Annotated in this window: 22 protein-coding genes; 15 read left to right on the top strand and 7 right to left on the bottom strand. The window is 75.0% G+C overall.

All coding sequences use genetic code 11. From position 1 onward, the window contains the following. Window positions 1-2 precede the first annotated feature (2 nt). From C8054_RS24595 to C8054_RS24630, 8 genes are read left to right on the top strand one after another with little or no spacing between them, the layout of a single operon-like run. On the top strand, window positions 3-1,556 hold the full coding sequence (locus C8054_RS24595; RefSeq protein WP_306766825.1) for an HAD-IIIA family hydrolase: 1,554 nt from the start codon (window positions 3-5) through the stop codon (window positions 1,554-1,556). Beyond that, window positions 1,553-2,527, top strand: coding sequence for a glycosyltransferase (locus C8054_RS24600; protein ID WP_107160698.1), 975 nt, complete (start codon window positions 1,553-1,555; stop codon window positions 2,525-2,527). The genes C8054_RS24595 and C8054_RS24600 overlap by 4 nt, the downstream gene beginning before the upstream one ends. Then, on the top strand, window positions 2,512-3,729 hold the full coding sequence (locus tag C8054_RS24605) for a glycosyltransferase (protein ID WP_107160700.1): 1,218 nt from the start codon (window positions 2,512-2,514) through the stop codon (window positions 3,727-3,729). The genes C8054_RS24600 and C8054_RS24605 overlap by 16 nt, the downstream gene beginning before the upstream one ends. Next, window positions 3,729-4,403: an SIS domain-containing protein gene (locus tag C8054_RS24610; protein ID WP_107160702.1), complete on the top strand. Its 675-nt coding sequence runs from the start codon at window positions 3,729-3,731 to the stop codon at window positions 4,401-4,403. The genes C8054_RS24605 and C8054_RS24610 overlap by 1 nt, the downstream gene beginning before the upstream one ends. Beyond that, window positions 4,400-5,902 (top strand): PfkB family carbohydrate kinase, encoded by a 1,503-nt coding sequence (locus tag C8054_RS24615; protein WP_107160704.1) that lies wholly within the window; start codon window positions 4,400-4,402, stop codon window positions 5,900-5,902. Before C8054_RS24610 ends, C8054_RS24615 begins: the two co-directional genes overlap by 4 nt. Next, window positions 5,899-6,606: an SDR family oxidoreductase gene (locus C8054_RS24620; protein ID WP_107160706.1), complete on the top strand. Its 708-nt coding sequence runs from the start codon at window positions 5,899-5,901 to the stop codon at window positions 6,604-6,606. Before C8054_RS24615 ends, C8054_RS24620 begins: the two co-directional genes overlap by 4 nt. Then, the gene (locus C8054_RS24625; protein ID WP_107160708.1) at window positions 6,603-7,562 is read left to right on the top strand and encodes a glycosyltransferase family 9 protein; all 960 of its coding nucleotides are present in this window, start codon (window positions 6,603-6,605) and stop codon (window positions 7,560-7,562) included. The genes C8054_RS24620 and C8054_RS24625 overlap by 4 nt, the downstream gene beginning before the upstream one ends. Beyond that, entirely contained in the window at window positions 7,546-8,538 is a 993-nt protein-coding gene (locus C8054_RS24630; protein ID WP_107160710.1) for a DNA topoisomerase IB, read from the top strand. Before C8054_RS24625 ends, C8054_RS24630 begins: the two co-directional genes overlap by 17 nt. Before the next feature lie 175 nt (window positions 8,539-8,713). Here the strand turns inward: C8054_RS24630 and C8054_RS24635 are convergent, their stop codons facing one another. The 5 genes from C8054_RS24635 to C8054_RS33135 all read right to left on the bottom strand — a co-directional run bounded on the left by C8054_RS24635 (window position 8,714) and on the right by C8054_RS33135 (window position 13,271). Further along, the gene (locus C8054_RS24635) at window positions 8,714-9,745 is read right to left on the bottom strand and encodes a helix-turn-helix domain-containing protein (protein ID WP_233220166.1); all 1,032 of its coding nucleotides are present in this window, start codon (window positions 9,743-9,745) and stop codon (window positions 8,714-8,716) included. A gap of 136 nt (window positions 9,746-9,881) precedes the next feature. Beyond that, on the bottom strand, window positions 9,882-10,385 hold the full coding sequence (locus C8054_RS24640) for a hypothetical protein (RefSeq protein ID WP_107160769.1): 504 nt from the start codon (window positions 10,383-10,385) through the stop codon (window positions 9,882-9,884). A gap of 63 nt (window positions 10,386-10,448) precedes the next feature. Beyond that, the gene (locus C8054_RS24645) at window positions 10,449-12,080 is read right to left on the bottom strand and encodes an ATP-dependent DNA helicase RecQ (RefSeq protein WP_107160715.1); all 1,632 of its coding nucleotides are present in this window, start codon (window positions 12,078-12,080) and stop codon (window positions 10,449-10,451) included. A 50-nt stretch (window positions 12,081-12,130) separates the two neighbouring features. Further along, window positions 12,131-13,081, bottom strand: a complete 951-nt coding sequence (locus C8054_RS24650) for a TIGR03557 family F420-dependent LLM class oxidoreductase (protein WP_107160717.1) — start codon at window positions 13,079-13,081, stop codon at window positions 12,131-12,133. Window positions 13,082-13,148: 67 nt separating this feature from the next. Beyond that, complete coding sequence (locus C8054_RS33135) at window positions 13,149-13,271, bottom strand: hypothetical protein (protein WP_255563043.1); 123 nt, start codon at window positions 13,269-13,271, stop codon at window positions 13,149-13,151. A 197-nt stretch (window positions 13,272-13,468) separates the two neighbouring features. Between C8054_RS33135 and C8054_RS24655 the strand changes: the two genes are divergently transcribed. Continuing rightward, the gene (locus C8054_RS24655) at window positions 13,469-14,968 is read left to right on the top strand and encodes a glycoside hydrolase family 3 protein (RefSeq protein ID WP_107160719.1); all 1,500 of its coding nucleotides are present in this window, start codon (window positions 13,469-13,471) and stop codon (window positions 14,966-14,968) included. 46 nt (window positions 14,969-15,014) lie between these two features. On the opposite strand, the gene C8054_RS24660 is transcribed toward C8054_RS24655, so the two are convergent. Both C8054_RS24660 and C8054_RS24665 read right to left on the bottom strand, forming a co-directional pair. Beyond that, entirely contained in the window at window positions 15,015-15,302 is a 288-nt protein-coding gene (locus C8054_RS24660) for a GNAT family N-acetyltransferase (RefSeq protein WP_107160722.1), read from the bottom strand. Beyond that, window positions 15,299-16,525, bottom strand: coding sequence for a cysteine desulfurase-like protein (locus C8054_RS24665; RefSeq protein WP_107160724.1), 1,227 nt, complete (start codon window positions 16,523-16,525; stop codon window positions 15,299-15,301). The genes C8054_RS24660 and C8054_RS24665 overlap by 4 nt, the downstream gene beginning before the upstream one ends. A gap of 59 nt (window positions 16,526-16,584) precedes the next feature. On the opposite strand from C8054_RS24665, the gene C8054_RS24670 reads away from it, so the two are divergent. From C8054_RS24670 to C8054_RS24695, 6 genes are all read left to right on the top strand, one after another. Next, window positions 16,585-16,950 (top strand): hypothetical protein, encoded by a 366-nt coding sequence (locus C8054_RS24670; RefSeq protein ID WP_107160726.1) that lies wholly within the window; start codon window positions 16,585-16,587, stop codon window positions 16,948-16,950. Between the two features lie 77 nt (window positions 16,951-17,027). Further along, a complete protein-coding gene (locus C8054_RS24675; RefSeq protein WP_107160728.1) occupies window positions 17,028-17,849 on the top strand; it encodes a DUF1206 domain-containing protein in 822 nt (273 codons plus the stop codon). A gap of 76 nt (window positions 17,850-17,925) precedes the next feature. Then, entirely contained in the window at window positions 17,926-19,122 is a 1,197-nt protein-coding gene (locus C8054_RS24680; protein WP_107160731.1) for a mechanosensitive ion channel family protein, read from the top strand. 277 nt (window positions 19,123-19,399) lie between these two features. After that, window positions 19,400-19,834: a phage holin family protein gene (locus C8054_RS24685; protein ID WP_107160733.1), complete on the top strand. Its 435-nt coding sequence runs from the start codon at window positions 19,400-19,402 to the stop codon at window positions 19,832-19,834. Further along, window positions 19,831-20,196 carry a DUF3618 domain-containing protein gene (locus tag C8054_RS24690; protein ID WP_107160735.1) on the top strand — a complete coding sequence of 122 codons (366 nt, stop codon included), beginning with the start codon at window positions 19,831-19,833 and terminating at the stop codon, window positions 20,194-20,196. The genes C8054_RS24685 and C8054_RS24690 overlap by 4 nt, the downstream gene beginning before the upstream one ends. Next, window positions 20,193-20,465, top strand: coding sequence for a DUF4235 domain-containing protein (locus C8054_RS24695; RefSeq protein WP_107160738.1), 273 nt, complete (start codon window positions 20,193-20,195; stop codon window positions 20,463-20,465). The genes C8054_RS24690 and C8054_RS24695 overlap by 4 nt, the downstream gene beginning before the upstream one ends. Window positions 20,466-20,633 lie beyond the last annotated feature (168 nt).

Genomic DNA, 20,633 nt, shown 5'->3' on the forward strand with positions numbered 1-20,633 from the left:
CGGTGCTGCTGGACCGCGACGGCACGCTGGTGGAGGACGTGCCGTACAACGGTGACCCGGAGAAGGTCCGGCCGGTGCCGGGCGCCCGGGAGGCGCTGGACCGGCTGCGCGCGGCCGGGTTGCGGCTGGCCGTGGTCACCAACCAGTCCGGTCTGGCCCGGGGCTGTTTCACGGCGCACGACCTGCACCGGGTCAACGCCCGGGTCGAGGAGCTGCTCGGCCCGTTCGACAGCTGGCAGATCTGCCCACACGCGGAGCCGGACCGGTGCGGCTGCCGCAAGCCGGCGCCGGGGCTGGTGCACGCCGCCGCGCGTGCGCTCGGCACCACGGCGAGCCGGTGCGTGCTGATCGGGGACATCGGCGCCGACATGGCCGCCGCCGCGGCCGCCGGCGCCGCCGGCGTCCTGGTCCCGACGCCCGCCACCCGGGCCGCCGAGGTGGCCGCCGCCCCGACCGTCGCCGCCGACCTGCCGGACGCGGTGGACATCGTGCTGACCCGGATGCGGCTGGTGGCCGCGCCAACGCCCGACCGTCGGCGTCGCGCCGGCACCGTGCTGGTGGTCCGTAGCGACGCGGCCGGGGACGTGCTGGTCACCGGTCCCGGCATCCGGGCGGTCGCCGCCGGTGCACGCCGGGTGGTGCTGCTCTGCGGCCCTCGCGGCCGGGCCGCCGCCGAACTCCTGCCCGGCGTCGACGAGATCGTCGAATGGCCGTTGCCCTGGATCGACGCCCCCGCCCCGCCGGTCGACCCCACCGCCATCAGCGCGCTCACCGACCGGCTCGCCGCCGTGCACGCCGACGAGGCGGTCGTCTTCACCAGCTTCCACCAGTCCCCGCTGCCCCTGGCCCTGCTGCTGCGCCTGGCCGGTGTGCCCCGGATCAGCGCCGTCAGCGACGACTACCCCGGCGCCCTGCTCGACGTGCGCCACCGGGTCCCGGTCGGCGTGCCCGAACCGGAACGCGCGCTCTCCCTCGCCGCCGCCGCCGGCTACCCGCTGCCCGCGGACGACGAACCCGCGCTGCGCCTGCGCACCGACCGGTTGCCGCCGGTCCCGGCGGCGGCCGGAGCGCCCGGCTACGTGGTGCTGCACCCGGGCTCCTCGGTGGAGACCCGGGCCTGCCCGGTCGAGCTGGCCACCCGGGTGGCCCGGGTGCTCGGCGCCGCCGGCCACCGGGTGGTGGTCACCGGCGGGCCGGACGAGCGGGAGCTGACCGCGCGGGTGGCCGCCGCGGGCGGCGTCGACCTGGGTGGCCGGACCGGGTTGGCCGAGCTGGCCGCCGTGATCGCCCGGGCCGGCGCGCTGGTGGTCGGCAACACCGGTCCGGCGCACCTGGCCGCCGCGCTGGGCGTGCCGGTGGTCAGCCTGTTCGCCCCCACCGTCCCGTTCGGCCAGTGGGGACCGTACCGGGTGCCGACCGTCCGCCTCGGCGACGCGGGCGCGGCCTGCCGGGACACCCGCGCCACCACCTGCCCGGTCCCCGGCCACCCCTGCCTCTCCGCGGTCGAGCCGGGCCGGGTGCTGGAGGCGCTGCGGCTGCTCGGGGTGGCCGGATGAACATCCTGCTCTGGCACGTGCACGGGTCCTGGACCACCTCGTTCGTGCACGGCAAGCACCGCTACCTCATCCCGGTCAACCCGGCACGCGACGCCTACGGACTCGGCCGGGCGCGCACCTACCCCTGGCCCGACAACGCCGTCGAGGTCACCCCGGAGCAGCTCCGCACCACCGACGTCGACGTGGTCGTCCTGCAACGCCCCGAGGAACTCGACCTGGCCGCCAGTTGGCTCGGCCGCCGCCCCGGCCGCGACCTCCCGGCCGTCTACGTCGAACACAACACCCCCAAGGGCGACGTCCCGAACACCCGCCACCCGATGGCCGACCGCGACGACCTGCTGCTCACCCACGTCACCGGATTCAACGAACTGTTCTGGGACAACGGCGCCACCCGCACCGCGGTGGTGGAGCACGGCGTCGTCGCGCCCGCCGTCGAATGGACCGGCGAACTGGACCGCCTCGCCGTGGTGATCAACGAACCGGTACGCCGCTGGCGGGTCACCGGGACCGACCTGCTCGCCCGGTTCGCCGCGGTCGCTCCGCTGGACGTCTACGGCATGAAGGTGGCCGGGCTCGCCGCCCACCTCGGGCTGCCCGAGGACCGCCTGACCAGCCACGACGACGTGCCGCAGCACGCCATGCACACCGAGCTGGCCAAGCGTCGCGCCTACCTGCACCTGTGCCGCTGGACCTCGCTCGGCCTCAGCCTGATCGAGGCCATGACCATCGGCATGCCGGTGGTCGCGCTGGCCACCACCGAGGCCGTCGAGGCGGTACCGCCCGAGGCCGGAGTGCTCTCCACCCGGGTCGACGTGCTGCTCGACGCCGCCCGGGGCCTGCTGGACGATCCGGCGGCCGCCGTCCGGGCGGGCGCCGCGGCCCGGGCCGCCGCCCGCGGCCGCTACGGCCTGGAGCGTTTCCTCGCCGACTGGGACCGGCTGCTGGAGGAGGAAGTATGCGCATCGCGATGATCTCCGAACACGCCAGCCCGCTCGCCGTCCTCGGCGGGGAGGACGCCGGCGGCCAGAACACGCACGTCGCCGAACTCTCCGCCGCGCTCGCCGCCGCCGGACACGACGTCCGCGTCCACACCCGCCGCGACGCGGTGGACCTGCCGGTGACCGTACGCGCCCCGGACGGGTACGAGGTGGTGCACGTGCCCGCCGGCCCGGCCGAGCCGGTGGCCAAGGACGACCTGCTGCCGTACATGCCGGCGTTCTCCGACTGGCTGACGGACCGGTGGCGCACCGAGGACTGGCAGCCCGAGGTGGTGCACGCGCACTTCTGGATGAGCGGGCTGGCCGGGCTCGCGGCGGCCCGGCGCACCGGCGTGCCGATCGTGCAGACGTACCACGCGCTCGGCACCGTCAAACGCCGCCACCAGGGCGCCCAGGACACCAGCCCGCCGGGCCGCGTGGACCACGAACGGGAGTTGGGCCGCGCGGTGGACCGGGTGGTCGCCCAGTGCCAGGACGAGGTCGCCGAACTGGTCCGGCTCGGGGTGCCGCGGTCCCGGGTGACCGTCGTGCCGTCGGGGGTGAACCTGTCCACCTTCGACCCGCTGGGCCCGGTCGCCGACGCCGACGGCGGCCGGGCCCGCATCCTCACCGTCGGACGGCTGGTCGAGCGCAAGGGCTTCCAGGACGTCATCCGGGCCACCGCGCTGGTGCCGGACGCCGAGTGCGTGGTGGTCGGCGGGCCGCCCGCCGGGCTGCTGGAGACCGACCCGTACGCGATGCGGTTGCGGGCGCTGGCCCGGTCGCTCGGCATCGCCGACCGGGTACGCCTGGTCGGCGCCGTGCCGCGCGAGGAGATGGGCCGCTGGTACCGCTCCGCCGACGTGCTGGTGGCCGCCCCCTGGTACGAGCCGTTCGGGCTCACCCCGCTGGAGGCGATGGCCTGCGGCATACCGGTGATCGGCACCGCGGTCGGCGGGCTGATCGACACGGTGGTGCCCGGCCGCACCGGCGACCTGGTGCCGGCCCGCGACCCGGCGGCGCTCGGCGCGGCGATCCGGGGCCTGCTGGCCGACCGGATCCGCCGCTTCGCCTACGCCACGGCGGCGCTGGAACGGGCCCGGACCCGCTACTCGTGGGCCACCGCGGCCGAGCGCCTCGGCGCGCTGTACGGCGAGGTGGCCGGCGTGCGTCGACCCACCCGGGTGGTCGCCTGATGACGGCCGCCCCGACGGCCGGCGGGACGGTGCTGGCGGACCACCTGACCCGGCTGGCCGGCGCGTTGCCGCCGCTGCGCGAGGCGGAACAGCTGCTCGCCCGCTGGGGCGGGGAGCTGGCGCACCGCCTCGCCGCGGGCGGCCGGTTGCTGGTGGCCGGCAACGGCGGCAGTGCCGCCGAGGCTCAGCACCTCACCGCCGAACTCGTCGGCAAACTCCGCCACGACCGCCAACCCCTGTCCGCGATCGCCCTGCACGCCGAGACCAGCGCCCTCACCGCCATCGCCAACGACTACGGCTACGACGAGGCCTTCGCCCGCCAGGTCCGCGCCCACGGCCGACCCGACGACCACCTCCTCCTGCTCTCCACCAGCGGCACCAGCACCAACCTCCTGACCGCCGCCCGCGCCGCCCACGACACCGGCCTGCGCTGCTGGGCCTTCACCGGACCCGCCCCCAACCCCCTCGCCGACCTCTGCCACGAGCGGCTGGCGGTCGACTCACCGGACGCCCAGGTGGTGCAGGAGCTGCACCTGGTGGCCGTGCACGTGCTCTGCGAGTACGTCGACCGGGCGTTGCCGGCGGCGCTGGCCGCCCGGACCCCGGCCGGTCCGGTGCGCACCGGCGTCGAGGTGGTGCTCGGCGACCCGGCTCCGGAGGTGCAGGCCCGATGAGGAGGTCGAGCATGGGACCTGTGGTGGTGCTCGGTGACACGCTGCTGGACCGGGACGTCGAGGGAGCGGTGAACCGGCTCTGCCCGGACTCCCCGGTGCCGGTGCTCGACGAGACCGCGTCCGTCGACCGCCCCGGCGGGGCCGGCCTGGCCGCCGTTTTCGCGGCCGCGCTGGGCGCCGAGGTCGCGCTGGTCACCGCCGTCGCCGACGACGCCGGCGGGGCCCGGCTCGGCACCCTGCTCGCCGCCGCCGGAGTGCAGCTCTACGCGCTCGGGCTGGCCGGGGCCACGCCGGAGAAGGTCCGGCTGCGGGCGCGCGGGCGGGTGCTGCTGCGCCACGACCGGGGCGGGCCGACCGGGGTGCCGGGGGAGCCGGGCGAGGCCGTGCGGCGGCTGCTCGCCGGCGCGTCCGCGGTGCTGGTCAGCGACTACGGTCGGGGCGTCGCCGGGCAGCCCGCGTTGCGGGCCGCGCTGGCCGCCACCCGGGCGCCGGTGGTGTGGGACCCGCACCCGCGCGGCCCGGCGGCCGTGCCCGGGGTGCACCTGGCCACCCCGAACGAGCCGGAGGCCCGGGACCTGGCCAAGACGCCGCCGGGCGGATCCCGCCTGGCGAACGCGTCCCGGAGCGCGCAGGCGTTGCGCCGGCGCTGGCAGGCCGGCGCGGTAGCGGTCACGTTGGGCGGCGACGGCGCGTTGCTCTGCCACGCCGGCTCCACCCCGCTGGTGGTCCCGGCGCCGCCCGCCGAGGGGGACACCTGCGGCGCGGGGGACCGGTTCGCCGCCGCGGCCACGCTGGCGCTGGCCCGGGGCGCGCTGGTGTCCGAGGCGGTGCAGGAGGCGGTCGCCGAGGCGTCCGCGTACGTGGCCGGCGGGGGCGTGACCACGGCGTTGCCGGCGCCGGTCCGGGCGGTCGCCCCGACGGTGGTCGCCGCCGGCGGGGACCGGATCGGCGCGGTCGCCGCCGGTGAGGTGCTGGCCCGGGTACGCGCCGCCGGCGGCACCGTGGTGGCCACCGGCGGCTGCTTCGACCTGCTGCACGCCGGGCACGTGGCGACGCTCCAGGCGGCCCGGCAGCTCGGCGACTGCCTGGTGGTCTGCCTCAACTCCGACGCGAGCGTGGCCGGGCTCAAGGGGCCGGAGCGTCCGGTGGTGCCGCAGGGCGACCGCAGCCGGCTGCTCGCGGCGCTCGGCTGCGTCGACGCGGTGCTGATCTTCGACGAGCCGACCCCGCACGCGGCGCTGTCCTGGGTGCGCCCGGACATCTGGGTCAAGGGCGGTGACTACGCCAGCGGCGGCGGCGCGGAGACGCTGCCGGAGTCGGCGATCCTGGCCCGCTGGGGCGGCCACACGGTGGTGGTGCCGTACCTGGCCGGGCGGTCCACCACCGACATGATCGCCGCGGCCCGCGCCGGCCGCGGCAGCGCCGGCTGGCCGGCCGACCCGGTCGCGGAGACCGGTCCCGAGCCGGTCGTCCGGTCCACGGCGAAGGGAGCACGATGAACGCGCCACGCAACGGGCCCGGCGCCGGGCCGACCGTGCTGGTCACCGGCGGGTCCAGCGGCCTCGGCGCGGCGGTGGTCGCGGCCGTGGCCGGCGCCGGCGGCCGGCCGCTCGTGCTGGACCGGCAGCGCCCCGCCGACGGGGTGCCGTGGGCCGAGTGCGACCTGGCCGACACCCGGGCCGCCGAGGTCGCCACCCGGGACCTCGCGGAGCGTGCCGGCGGCCTGGACGCGGTGGTCACCGCCGCCGGCCTGGACGTGCCCGGAAAACTGGCCGACGTGCCGGCGGAGACCTGGGAACGGATCGTCACGGTGGATCTGCTCGCCACCGCGGCGGTGATCCGCGCCGCGCTGCCCTTCCTGGAGGAGTCCCGGGGCACCATCGTCACGGTCGCCTCCACGCTCGGCGTCAAGGCGGTCGGCGACGCGACCGCGTACTGCGCGGCGAAGTTCGGGGTGGTCGGGTTCACCCGGGCGCTCGCCGCCGAACTGGCCGGCGCGGTCGGGGTGACGCTGCTGATCCCCGGCGGCATGCGCACCGCGTTCTTCGACGAGCGCGACGAGCAGTACCGGCCCGGGCCGGACGCCGTGCTCAACGAGCCGGCCGACACCGCCGCCGCGGTGCTGTTCGCACTCTCCCAGCCCGCCGGCTGCGCGGTCCGCGAGCTGGTGGTCTGCGCCGAGCGGGAGTCGTCGTACCCGTGATCCTGGTGCTGCGCGCGCTCGGGGTCGGTGACCTGGCCACCGCGGTCCCGGCGCTGCGTGGCCTGCGCGCCGGGCTGCCCGACCGGGAGTTGGTGCTGGCGGCCCCGGCCTGGCTGGCGCCGCTGGCGGCGCTGACCGGGGCGGTCGACCGGGTGCTGCCCACCACGGGACCGGACCGGATCCGGTGGACCGGGCCGCCGCCGGAGGTGGCGGTGAACCTGCACGGCCGGGGACCGGAGTCGCACCGGGCGTTGGCCGCCGTCCGGCCGGGCCGGCTGCTCGCCTTCCGGAATCCGTCGGCCGGCCACCTCGACGGTCCGGCCTGGGACGCCGACGAGCACGAGGTGCGTCGCTGGTGCCGGCTGCTGCACGCGTACGGCCTGCCGGCGGACGCCGGGGACCTGGCGCTGCGGCGGCCGGCCACGGTCGGCGTACCGGCCGGGGTGACGGTGCTGCATCCGGGCAGCAAGGTGCCGGCGAAGCGCTGGCCGGCGGACCGCTTCGCGGGGCTGGCGCGGGCGCTCACCGCACACGGCCACCGGGTGGTGGTGACCGGTTCGGCCGACGAGCGGGTGCTGGCCGCCCGGGTGGCCCGGGACGCCGGCCTGCCGCCGACGGCGGTGCTGGCCGGGCGGACCGGCCTGACCGAGCTGGCCGCGCTGGTGGCCGACGCCCGCGTGGTGGTGAGCGGCGACACCGGCGTGGCGCACCTCGCCACCGGGTACCGGACCGCCTCGGTGGTGCTGTTCGGCCCGGTGCCGGCGGCCCGCTGGGGTCCACCGCCGGACCGGCGCCGGCACCTGGTGCTCGGTCGCGTCGAGGCCGCCGGATCCGACCCGGATTCGACCGGTTCCGGCGGGGTAGGAACGCATCCGACATTGGATGCCATCGGGATCGACGAGGTGGTGGCGGCGGTGGCCGAGGTGGAACGGGTCTCCGGTGCGGTTGCGGCGTAGCGACCCGGGCCGGCCGGGGTACGCCCGGCGGCGGCGCGGCACGGGCTGGCTCTTCCTGGACGCGACCGGCGAACCGGTGCGCGACGCCGACGAGCTGGCCCGCCTGCGCGAGCTGGTGGTCCCGCCCGCCTGGCGGGACGTGTGGCTCTCGCCGCACCCGAACGGGCACATCCAGGCCACCGGCATCGACGCGGCCGGCCGCAAGCAGTACCTCTACCACCCGCAGTGGCGGCGCAAGCGGGACGAGGCGAAGTTCGACCACGTGCTGGAGGTGGCCCACCGGCTGCCGGCGCTGCGGGACCGGGTCGCGCACGACCTGGCGCTGCGCGGGCTGCGGCGGGAGCGGGTGCTGGCCACCGTGGCCCGGCTGCTCGACATGGGCGCGTTCCGGGTGGGCAGCGACCAGTACGCGACCGGCGACGACCCCACGTTCGGCGTGGCGACGCTGCGACCGGAGCACGCCCGCTCCCGCGGCGGGTGCGTGGTGTTCGAGTTCCCGGCCAAGGGCGGCATCGACCAGGTTCGCCGCGTCGAGGACGCGGAGCTGTGCCAGGTGCTGCTCAACCTGCGCCGGCGACGTCGCGCCCAGGAACGGCTGTTCGGCTACTGGGACGGTCGCGCGTGGCGCGACGTGCGCAGCGACGAGGTGAACGACTACCTGCGCGACGCCAGCGGTGGAGAGATGACCGCGAAGGACTTCCGCACCTGGCACGCCACCGTGCTGGCCGCCGCCGAGCTGGCCTCGGTGGGCCCGCAGCGGTCCGTCACCGCGCGCCGCCGGGCGGTGGCGGCGGTGATGCGCTCGGTCGCCGAGCTGCTCGGCAACACGCCGACGGTGGCCCGCACGTCCTATGTGGACCCGCGCGTGGTCGACCTGTACCACGACGGGGTGCTGGCGCCGGTGCAGCCGGAGATGCCGCGCGAGGCGGTGGAGAAGTCGGTGCTGGCGCTGCTGGAGGAGGAGGCTGCCGACTGACCCCCGACCGGCCCCGTCGGTCCTGGGGGGAAAACGACGGGGCCGGAACCCGGGTGCCGTCCGATGCGGCGCGAGGGGGCGACCGGGCGGCCGCCCGCGGCTGGACCGCCGCGGGCGCCACGCCACGGCCCCCCGTTACCAGCGGGTCGTCACCGTCGCCGGTGCCGGCCCGGGTTCATTGTGTCCGGGTCGAGTTGACTTCGGATGCCGTGCTGTTGACGATCCGTGCCTGTTCCAGGTGACGCGCCCGGAACGCCTGCGGCGTCTCCGCCTGGGTGGCCCGGAAGGCGCGACTGAAGTGGGCCTTGTCCCGGAACCCCCAGCGGCCGGCGACGGCCTGGATCGACCGGTCGGCCAGCGCCGGGTCGGCGAGGTCGCGCCGGCACCGGGCCAGCCGCTCGTCCCGGATGTACGCGGCGACGGTGGTCTCCTCGTCCTCGAAGAGCCGGTGCAGGGACCGCACCGACAGGTGGTGGGCTTCGGCGATCGCGCCGGGGCCCAGCGTCACGTCGCCGAGGTGCTGCCGGACGTACGCGTGCACCTGGGCGAGCAGCGCGCGGCGCCGGACCTCGGTCGGTACCGCCTCCTCGGAGACCAGGTGGCGACCGAGCAGCGTGGCGACCAGGTCGAGCGCGACGCCGCCCAACCGGTCCGCGTCGACCGCGTGGTACTGGTCCGGATGGCTGGTGATCCGGATGAGGTAGTCGGCCAGCAGGGCGCCGATCCCCTCGGCGCCGGACATCCGGCTGGCGAACAGCGGGGTGAGCCGGCGGTGCGGCAGCGGCAGCGCGTCGTACGGGATGAGCGCCACGATCGACGCGGCGGACCGGTCGTCGGCGTCGTCGACGTGGTGGGTGAGTTCCTGGGGCCGGGCGCAGTCGTAGAAGGTGAGGTCGCCCGGCGGGCAGATGCCCCGCTGCCCGTCCTGGTCGGCGATGCCGGTGCCGTTGAGCGTCAGCGCCAGCAGGTAGCAGTCGGCGTCGGAGCGGCTGATCAGCTTGCGGGTCCGGCTCCCCTGCAGCGGCGGGTAGCGGTGCCGGATGAGCTGGATCGGCCCCAGTTCGAGGAATTCGGCCCGCGCCTCGAAGTTGTCGGCGTGCTCGGTGCGGATCCGCGTCAGCATGGGCGTCCGGGCGAGCATCTCCAGCCAGAGCCCGAAGCGGTCGGCGGCGGGTATCCGCGCCGTGTCGAAGATCTGCGGTTGCATCGGTGTGTCCATGAACGACCCCCGTGGTCTGTCGACATCCCTCCACAAACACGACGCCCCACGGGGCCGAAACGCGGCACCCGTGGGGCGTGACGTCCGTCATTGACGAACGTGGAAGCCTCTGTTAACTCTGCGTTCAGTCGTTGAGCACCTGGGACAGCCGGTCCCGGAACCGGCGCTCGGAGTCGCTCACCACGTCCCCGCCGATGCCCAGGATGCCGCCGGTGGAGGCGGCGCCCACCACCTGCTCGGCGATCTCCACCAGCCAGTGCCGGTACGCTCCGGCCTGCCCCTCGTCCACCCTGCCGGTGAGTAGGGCGGAGGCCTGGCCGGCCCGGGTGAGCACGTCCTCGATCATCGCGGTCGGGTCGTCCGGCGTGATGACCGGCAGCTCCGCGCCGGTCTCCGGGTCGCCGACCCGGGAGACGATCTCGCCGGCCACGGCGGCCACCAGCGGGCTGGCCGACTCCCGGCCGGCGGCGATGGTCTCCAGCCCGGCGGCGTTCTCGGCCATGGTGCGCCGGGTGCCGTCGGACTCGGCGGCCGCCGCCGCGGTGAGCACCGACTGCGGCAGCCCCACCAGCAGCCCCCACTCCTCGTCCGAGACGCCGAACCGGGTGTACGCCGGCTGCTCGATCACGATCAGGTTCCTTTCGCCGCGGTCGTCGTTGTCGACGGGCACCGTCGCGGTGCCCGGATCAGGCTAGTCCAGCTCCAGCAGGCCCTGTTCGGACACCACGCGCACGGACAGCGTCTTGTAGCCCACCTCGTCGAAGAGCACCGTCATCCGGCCCTCCTCGTAGCTGAGCACCAGGCCCGACCCCCACTCGGCATGGCGGACCTGACTGTGCACCGGGAACGGCCCGACCGCGCCGTCGTTTGCCACGCTGGTGCCGGCGTGACAGTTGTCGCAGTGGCCGCAGACCTCGCTCATCTGCTCACCGAAGTAGGCCAGCAGCGCCTGCCCGCGGCAGCCGGTGGTCTCGGCGAACGCGCGCATCATGTCGGTCCGCGACCGGGTCACGGTCTGCTGCCGTTCGGCCTCGGCGCGCGCGGCCGAGCCGGCCTCGGCGGCGCCCGGCGCGTAGCGGGGCACCCCGATGCGCTGCTTCGCCCGCGGTTCGGCGGCGCCGATCTGCTCCAGCAGGGAGAGGTACTGGCCGAGCTTGCGCGGGCCCAGCCCGGTCAGCTCACGCAGCTCCTTGCGGGTGCGAGCCTTGCTCCGCAGCACCGCGGCCAGGTCGGACAGTTCCTTCTCGTCCGGCAGTCCGCCGCTGAAGTAGCGCTGGAGGCCGACGTCCTCGGAGCGCCACAGCAGCAGCACCCGGGACGGGGAGCCGTCCCGGCCGGCGCGGCCGATCTCCTGGAAGTAGCTGTCCGGCGAGTCGGGCAGCGCCATGTGCACCACCCAGGCGATGTTCGGCTTGTCGATGCCCATGCCGAACGCCGAGGTGGCCACCATGATGGGCACCCGGTCGGCGAGGAACGCCTCGTGCAGCTCGTGCCGCGCCGCGGTGGGCATGCCGCCGTGGTAGAACTCGGACGGGAAGCCCGCCTTGGTGAGTCGCTCGGCCAGTTCCTCGGCCGCGCGCCGGGTCGGCACGTAGATGATGCCGGGCCGCTCGTCGTCGCGCAGCAGCGCGACCAGCCGCCGCCACCGGTAGTCCTCGGTCGGGCAGTGGGCCACCTCGAGGAACAGGTTCGGCCGGTCCAGCCCGGAGACCACCACCTCGGGCTCGCGCAGCCGCAGCCGGGCGATGATGTCGTCGCGTACCGGGGGCGAGGCGGTGGCGGTCAGCGCCACCACCGGCGGCCGGCCGAGCCCGTCGATCAGGTGACCGAGCGCGAGGTAGTCCGGCCGGAAGTCGTGACCCCAGGACGAGATGCAGTGCGCCTCGTCGATCGCCACCAGCGCCGGCGACAGCGAGCGGACCTCGGCCAGCCGGTCCGGGTTGCTCAGCGCCTCGGGCGTGATGAACAGGAACTCGGCCCGGCCGGCCCGGATGTCCTCGATCGCCTCGGCCTGCTGTGCGGCGCTCTCGTCCGAGCTGATCCGGACCGCGCGCAGCTCGGGCCGCTGCCGCTCGTTGAGCGCGGCGATCTGGTCCTGCTGGAGCGCGAGCAGCGGGGAGATGACCACGGTCGGGCCGGGGATCAGGCTGGCCGGGATCTGGTAGATCGCCGACTTGCCGGCGCCGGTGGGGAGCACCACCAGGGCGTCGTGGCGCTGCATGACGGCGCGCATGGCGGCCAGCTGGTTGGGCCGCAACGCGGTCCAGCCGAACAGGTTCTTCGCCGCGCGGCGCAGAGTGGTGGCGTGCCTGGTCAGTTTCATCAAGCGCCTCAGCTACCCTCGGAGTTCGACCCCGAAACCGGCTGTCCTGATCACCGCAGTCGGGGCAGCACGTCGCGCTGGTAGAGGTCGAACAGGCCCTGCCAGTGCGGGCCGGTGTTGGCCACGTAGACCTCGTCGAACCCGGCCTTGGCGTATTTGTCGATCATCTCCAGGTGGGCGTCGGCGTCCGGGCCGCAGACGAACGCCTCCCGCACCTGCTCCGGGCGGACCAGCTCGGCGGCCTGCTCGAAGTGACGCGGCGAGGGGAGCACCTGGGACAGCTCGCCGGGCACGCCCGCGTTGGGCCAGCGCTCGTACGCGATCCGGGCGCCCTCGTCGGCGGTGTCGGCGTACGCGGCCTTGAAGCCGCCCTGGCACGGCTTGTCGCCGCCGCCGGCGTCGCGGAACCGGCGCACCATCTCGGCGTCGGGCATCATGCTGACGTACCCGTCGCCGATCCGGGCGGCCAGCTCGATCGCCTTCGGGCCGAAGCCGGAGACGTAGATCGACGGCGGCGTCTCCGGGCGGGTGTAGATCCGGGCGTGCTCCACGGTGTAGTGCTTGCCGTGGTGGTTGACGAAGTCGCCGCGCCACAGCTCGCGGATCACCTCGACCGCCTCCGCCAGCATCTCCAGCCGCACGTCGGTCTGCGGCCAGGCGTCGCCGAGGATGTGCTCGTTCAGCGCCTCGCCGGTGCCCACCCCGAGCACGAAGCGCCCCTCGTGCAGCACCGCGCTGGTGGCCGCCGCCTGCGCGACGACCGCCGGGTGGATGCGCATGGTGGGGCAGGTGACGGCAGTGGTCACCGGCAGCCGGCAGACCTGGCTGAGCGCGCCGATGGTCGACCAGACGAACGGGCTCTGGCCCTGCGCGTCGACCCACGGGTGGTAGTGGTCGGAGATCCACAGTGCCTCGAAGCCGGCCTGCTCGGCACCGCGCGCCTGGGCGAGCAGCTCCGCCGGCGTGTACTCCTCGCTGGACAGGAAGTAACCGATCTTCATGCGCCTCACCCTCCGCCGTGTCGGGACACCGACACCCCTACCCCGGCGGTCCCTGTCGAACCGGGCGTCAGCGGCGGAACATGGCCCGGATCGCGATCAGCAGGAAGAGCGCGCCGACCACCAGGCCGAGCAGGCGTACGCCGGGGATGTCGGCGGCGCCGGTGGCGTCCGCGAGCGGCAGGGCGGGCATGGACGAACTCTCCCACGGGGCGCGGCGGGACGCCAGCAGCTAACAGTAAGGATTGTTGACTATTTAGCTGCGCGGTGTGACCATGTCAGCACCCGTCGATCCCCGGCGGGTTCCGTGGGGATACGGGGGTAGCACAGCGTGAGCGCGAGGAGTGAGCCGGGTTTGCGAGCCCCGCAGTCGCGAATGAGGGTGGCCCGATGAGGGAACGGATCGTGGGCGCCAGCGCAGACCTGGCGGCGCTCGCCGCCGCCGTCCTGCAACCCGGGTTCGTCGGCACCACCCCGCCGCCCTGGGTCTGCCGCTGGCTCGGCGAGGGGCTCGGCGGGGTGGTCCTGTTCGCCCGCAACGTCGTCGACCACGAGCAGGTCGCGACGCTGACGGCGAACCTGCGGGCGGAGCGGCCGGACGTGATCGTGGCGATCGACGAGGAGGCCGGCGACGTCACCCGGATCGAGTCGGCCCGGGGCAGCTCGCGGCCCGGCAACTTCGCGCTCGGCGCGGTGGACGACGCGGCGCTGACCGAGGACGTCGCCCGCGACCTGGGCGCCGAGTTGGCCGCGGTCGGCATCACGCTCGACTACGCCCCGGACGCCGACGTCAACTCCAACCCGGCCAACCCGGTCATCGGGGTGCGCTCGTTCGGCGCCGACCCCGAGCTGGTCGCCCGGCACACCGCCGCCTGGGTCCGCGGTCTCCAGGCCGGCGGCGTCGCCGCCTGCGCCAAGCACTTCCCCGGGCACGGCGACACCCGGGTCGACTCCCACCTCGACCTGCCCCGCATCGGCGGCGACCGGGCCCGGCTGGACGCGGTCGAGCTGGCCCCGTTCCGCGCCGCGGTGGCGGCCGGGGTCCAGGCGGTGATGACCGGCCACCTGCTGGTGCCGGCGCTCGACGAGGAACTGCCGGCCACGCTCAGCGCGCGCATCCTGGGCGGGCTGCTCCGCGAGGAGCTGGGCTTCAACGGCGTGGTGGTGACCGACGCGGTGGAGATGCGCGCGGTGTCCGACCGGTACGGCTTCGCCGGGGCGGCGGTGCGGGCGCTCGCCGCCGGCGCGGACGCGATCTGCGTGGGCGGGGAACGGGCCACCGAGGCCGACGCCCGGGAACTGCGCGACGCGATCGTGGCCGCGGTGGTGCGCGGCGAACTGCCGGAGGAGCGGCTGGCCGAGGCGGCGAAGCGGGTCGGTCAGCTCGCCGCGTGGAGCGTCGCCGCCCGCGCCCACCGCAGCGGTGGCCGGCCGGCCGCCGACGGGTCGCCGATCGGGCTGGCCGCCGCCCGCCGGGCCGTCCGGGTCACCGGTGACGCCGGGCTGCTGCCGCTGGCAGGGCCGGCGCACGTGGTGGAGTTCGCGCCGCCCCGCAACATCGCCATCGGTGAGGAGACCCCGTGGGGGATCGCCGCGCCGCTGGCCCACCTGACGCCCGGCACCACCACCGCCCGGTACGCCGCCGACGCCGTCCCGGCCGACCCGGCCATCGGCCCGGCCGACCGGCCGCTGGTGCTCGTGGTCCGCGACCTGCACCGGCACGGCTGGATGCGGGACGCGGTGACCCGGGCGCTGGCGGCCCGCCCGGACGCGGTGGTGGTCGAGCTGGGCGTGCCCGAGCTGGCCGCCGGTCGGGTGCACCTGGCCACCCACGGCGCCACCGCGGCGGCGGCCCGGGCCGCCGCCGAGCTGCTGGCCGGCGTCCGCTGAACTCCCGGCCCGGCCGGGTGGGGAGGTCCCCCGGTCGGGCCGGGCCTCAGGGCGCGTCGACCACCAGGTCGGCGTAGTCCGGGTGCCGTTCGATGAACGCGGCCATGAACGGGCAGCGGGGCACCACCCGGCCACCGTTGGCGCGCACCCGGTCCAGCGTGCCCCGGATCAGCGCGGCGCCCACGCCCTGCCCCTGGTAGCGGTCCTCGACCTCGGTGTGCGTGAAGACCAGCACCTCACCGCGCGGCAGGTACGCGGTGAAGCCGGCCAGCGCGTCGTCGACCAGGATCTCGAAGCGGTGCTTGGCGGGGTTCTCCTCGACCAGGAAGCTCACCGGACCATTGTCCCCTCGTCGTCGGCCAGCCGGTCGAGTTCGGCCAGCAGCCGGTCCACCTCGTCGACGGTGTTGTAGTGGTAGACGCTGGCCCGCACCGCGCCGCCGCCGTCGTGCAGGCCCATGGCCTGGAAGTACTCGTAGGCGTAGTAGTCGCCGGAGGAGAGGCAGAGATCCGCCTCGCCGAGCGCCGCGGCGGTCTCCGCCGGGGTCCGCCCGGCCACCCGGAACGACACCGTGGGGCAGCGCCGGGCGGGCGCGCCGTACACCGTGACGAAGGGTCGGGCCGCCAGCCCGGCGAGCAGCCGGTCGAAGACCGCCTCCTCGTGCGCCTGGGCGGCGGCCAGGCCGGCGTGGACCCGGGCCCGGCGGTCGCCGGTCGCGGCCGGGTCGAGCGACGCCAGGTGGTCCACCGCGGCGGTCACGCCGGCCAGCAGCGGGAAACTGGGCGTGCCGTACTCGAAGCGGTCCGGGACCGTGTCGGCGGAGGGCAGCAGCTTCGCCGGGCGCAGCTCCGCCCACCGCGCCGGGTCGGCGACCATCGCCGCCAGGTGCGGGCCGGACCACTTGTACGCGCTGGTGACCAGCACGTCCGCGCCCAGTGCGGCCAGGTCGGTGGGGCTGTGCGGCACCGAGTGCACCCCGTCCACGCAGACCAGCGCGCCGACCGCGTGCGCGGTCTTGGCGATCGCCGACACGTCCGGCGCGGTGCCGATCGCGTTGCTGCCGGCGGTCACCGCGACCAACCGGGTGCGCTCGCCGACCAGGTCGGCGTACTGGCCGGCGGGCAGCTCACCGGTGGCCCGGTCGAACTCGGCCCAGCGCACCGTCGCGCCGGCCGCCTCGGCGGCCTGCACCCAGGGCCGGACGTTGGCGTCGTGGTCCAGCCGGGAGACCACCACCTCGTCGCCCGGTCGCCAGCCGGCGCCCAGCGTCCGGGCCAGCGTGTAGGTCAGCGCGGTGGCGCTGGGCCCGAGCACCACGCCCGACGGGTCCGCGCCGAGCAGGTCGGCGACCGCGGCCCGGGCGTCGGCGACCAGCTCCAGGGCGCGTCGGCCGGGCCGGAAGGCGGTGCTGCGGTTGCCCATGGCGACGCGCATGGCGTCGGTCACCGCCTCGATCACCCCGGTCGGGGTCTGGGTGCCACCGGCGCCGTCGAAGTGGGCGAAGCCCTCGCCCAGCGCGGGATACGACCCCCGCACCCGGGCAACGTCAAAAGCCATTCCCGCACCCTAGCTCGCGGCCTCGGGAGCGGTGGTGGGGAGCACGTACCGTTGGGGAGGTGACGAACCGACGCGCCACCTTCCCCCCGACCCCCACCCGTCGTGCCGCCGGGCTGCTCGCCGGTCTCGCCCTCGGCGCCGCGTTGCTCGCCGGGTGCAGCTCCAACGGCGCCGACACCGACTGCGGCCTGGACGCCTGCACCATCACCTTCGACCGTGGCGTGGACGCCAGCGCCACCATCCTCGGCGTCGAGGCCAAGCTCATCGGCGCCCAGGACGACCAGGTCACCGTCGAGGTGGCCGGGGAGCAGCTCTCACTCACCACCGGCCAGCAGGCCACCGAGGTCGGCGGCTTCCAGGTCAGCCTGGACAGCGTCACCGACCAGAACGTCACGCTGCGGGTGGCCCGCAACCCCAACAACTGATCGGATTCGGCCGGGCGGCGGTCGGCGGCGGCGGGCGGTGACGTTTGGAAAACTGCACGTCGGGAGATTGAGGGCCCATGTCTCTCACCCGGAACGCCGGAGCCACCGCCGCCCAGGCCAAGAACAGCCGGTGGCTCGAACTGCTGACTCGCGCCGGTTTCATCGGCTACGGAATCGTCCACCTCCTCTTCGCCTGGCTGGCGCTGCAGATCGCCTTCGGCAATTCCGGGGAGGAGGGCAACCAGAACGGCGCGCTGCGCACGCTCGGCGAGCAGCCGCTCGGCAAGTTCGTGCTGGTGGTGATCGCCGTCGGCCTCTTCGCCATGGCCATCTGGCAGGCCAGCGAGGCGCTTGTCGGTCACCAGTCCAAGACCGGCAAGGAGCGCACCTTCGAGCGGATCGCCTCGGTCGTCCGGGTGATCATCTTCGTCTGGCTGGGCTGGACGGCGATCAAGGTCGTCCAGGACGCCAGCTCCAACTCCTCGGACCAGCAGCAGCAGCTCACCGAGAAGCTGATGGCCTCCGACGGCGGCCGGTGGCTGGTCGGCCTCGCCGGTCTGGTGCTCGCCGCGGTCGGCATCGGCATGGTGATCTACGGCCTGAAGAAGAAGTTCGAGCGCAACCTGAAGACCGGTGAGATGAACCCGAAGACCCGCCAGCTCACCCGCCGGCTCGGCATGGCCGGGTACGCCGCCCGGGGCACCGTCTTCGCCATCGCCGGCCTGCTGATCGTGGTCGCCGCCGTCAAGTACGACCCGGAGAAGGCGCGCGGTCTGGACGCCGCCCTGCGGACGCTGCGCGACCAGGCGTACGGGCCGTGGCTGCTGGCGCTGATGGCGCTCGGCATCGCCGCGTTCGGCGTCTACTGCTTCTTCCAGTCCCGATACCGCAAGGTCTGATCCTGGTCGATATCCGGACCGCCGGGCACCATTGGGCCTTTGCCCGATTCCGCCCGGGCCGGAGGGAGAGAATGTCGTGCAGAGCTATCTGGTGACGGTCGCCGCCGCGCTCGCCGCGGCGGCGGTCGCGTTGGTGCTGGTCGAGGTGGTGCACCGGGTCACCCGCCGGCTCGGTCGCCGCTCGCTGCTGATGACCGAGCTGACCGAGCACGCGCACCGCGCGTTCCAGGTCGCCGCGACAGTGGTCGGCGTGCAGCTCGCGATCCGGTTCACCACGCTCTACGCGGTGGGCAGCCCGTGGCGCCAGTTCGTGCTGCACACGCTCGGACTGGCCATGATCGCCGCGGTCGCCTGGCTGGTGGCCTCGCTGCTGGTGGTGGCGGAGGACACCGCGCTGGCCCGGTTCCGGGTGGACGTGCCGAACAACCGGCACGCCCGCCGGGTACGGACCCAGGTGGTGCTGCTGCGCCGGCTGACCATCGCGGTGATCGTGATCCTCGCCGTCGGCGTGATGCTGATGACGTTCCCGGCCGTACGCGGCATCGGCGCCGGCGTGCTCACCTCCGCCGGTGTGGTCGGTGTCGTCGCCGCGCTCGCCGCGCAGAGCCTGCTCGGCAACGTCTTCGCCGGCCTCCAGCTCGCATTCAGCGACGCGGTACGCCTCGACGACGTGGTGGTGGTCGAGGGGGAGTGGGGCCGGATCGAGGAGCTGACGCTCAGCTACGTGGTGGTGCAGATCTGGGACGACCGCCGGTTGATCCTGCCCACCTCGTACTTCACCAGCAAGCCGTTCCAGAACTGGACCCGCACCGAGGCGGCGGTGCTCGGCACCGCCGAGTTCGACCTCGACTGGGCCATCCCGGTGCAGGCCATGCGGGAGGAGCTGCGTCGGCTCTGCGAGGGCACCGAGCTGTGGGACGGCCGGGTCTGCGTGCTCCAGGTGACCGACGCGACCGGTGGGATGGTCAAGGTCCGGGCGCTGGTCAGCGCCGCCGACGCCGGCAGCCTCTGGGACCTGCGCTGCCTGGTCCGCGAGCACCTGGTGACCTGGGTACGCGACCACCGCCCGACCGCCCTGCCCCGGCTGCGTGCCGAGGTGGGCGACGCGACCGGCCCGCTGCCCTGGCAGGTGGTGCAGCCGCGCCGGGCGGTCCGCCGGCCGGCCGACACCGAGGCGCACGACGACGCCCGGGTCTTCGGCGGCAGCGACGACGGGGACGCCCGCAGCGAGGTGTTCGTGGGCCGCGAGGACCACACCGAGGCCCGCCGCTGAGCGCTCGTACCCCTGATCGGAGCCCCCGGCCGCCCGCGCGGCGCCGGGGGCTCTCCGTGCGTGCCGAGCCCGGGGGTCGGACGTCCGGGGTTCGTAGCGGGCCGGGCCGGACGGGTTTGCCCGGCCAAGTTCCGGGGACCTGCTGCGCACGCCCCGGATTCCGGCTGATCGACGCCGGGCGCCGGTGGCGCGCGGCCGGGCCGACCGGCCGCCCCGCGCAGGATTGACGGGCGGCGACTCCGGGCATACAGCGCGGTGATGAAGAAAGGAGGACAGCATGGCTGACGTCGCGAGTCACAGTACGTCCCGGACCGGGCACGAGCCGTCCACCGCGGAACTGGTGCAGCGGGCCACCGAACAGGTCACCCGTCTGGTACGGGACGAGTTGACGCTGGCCCGGGCGGAGCTGACCCAGAAGGGCAAGCACGCCGGGATCGGGATCGGTCTGTTCGGCGGCGGCGGGGTGATGGCCCTCTACGGCGCCGGCGCGCTGGTCGCCACCGTGATCCTGCTGCTGGCACTGGTCATGCCGGCGTGGCTGGCCGCCCTGATCGTGGCGGTGGTGTTGTTCCTGCTCGCCGGGATCCTGGCGCTGGTGGGCAAGAAGCAGGTCAGCCGTGCCGTCCCGCCGGTGCCGGAGGCGACGGTCCGCAGTGTGCGGGCGGACGTCGACACGGTCACCGCCGCGGTGAAGGACGGGAGGCGGGCGTGACCGGCAACGGGAACGAGAAACAGAACGGGAACGGGACCCCGGACGTGGCGGCGCTCCGGGAGGAGATCCGCCGGACCCGGGTGGAACTCGGTGAGACGGTGGAGCTGTTGGCGGCCCGGGCCGACCCGAAGGCGCTGGTGCGGCACTCCGCCGAGCAGGCCAAGGCGAAGGTGCGCCAGGAGGCGTCGCTGACCGTCGCCCGGGTGCGCACGCGGGCCACCGAGCGGGCCCGGCAGGTCCGGGCGCAGGCGTACGAGTCGGGTGAGGCGGTCGGGCGCAACCCGTTGCCGTGGGCGGCCATCGCGGCCGGCGCGGTGGTGACAGTGGTGGTGCTGTTGGTGGTCCGAGGGAGGCGCAGGTGAGCGGCAGGATCGGCAAGGCGGCCTACAAGCCGGTGGGGGTGCTGCTCGGCCTGGCCGCCGGCACGGTCGCCGGGATGATCTTCCGGCAGGTCTGGAAGCTGACGGCGGGCGACGGCGACGCGCCGAGCGCCACCGACGAGGACCGCGGGTGGGGCGAGGTCCTGGCCGCCGCGGCGCTCCAGGGCGCGATCTTCTCGGCGGTGCGCGCCGCCGTGGACCGGGGCGGCGCGGTCGGCGTACGCCGGCTGACCGGGCACTGGCCGGACTGAACCAGCTCGATCGAAGGCCCCTTTCCCATGACGTGGGAGAGGGGCCCTTCGCGTTTCCGGACCCCGGCGATCCGTCGATCTCCGGACAACTTTCAGGTCACATGTCGGAGAACTTCGTCCGGTAGGCTGTGCGAAGTTTTTGCGTACGTGGTTTGCTGTCTCACGCTG

It is taken from the genome of Micromonospora sp. RP3T (genome assembly GCF_003027925.1).
Lineage (GTDB): Bacteria > Actinomycetota > Actinomycetes > Mycobacteriales > Micromonosporaceae > Micromonospora.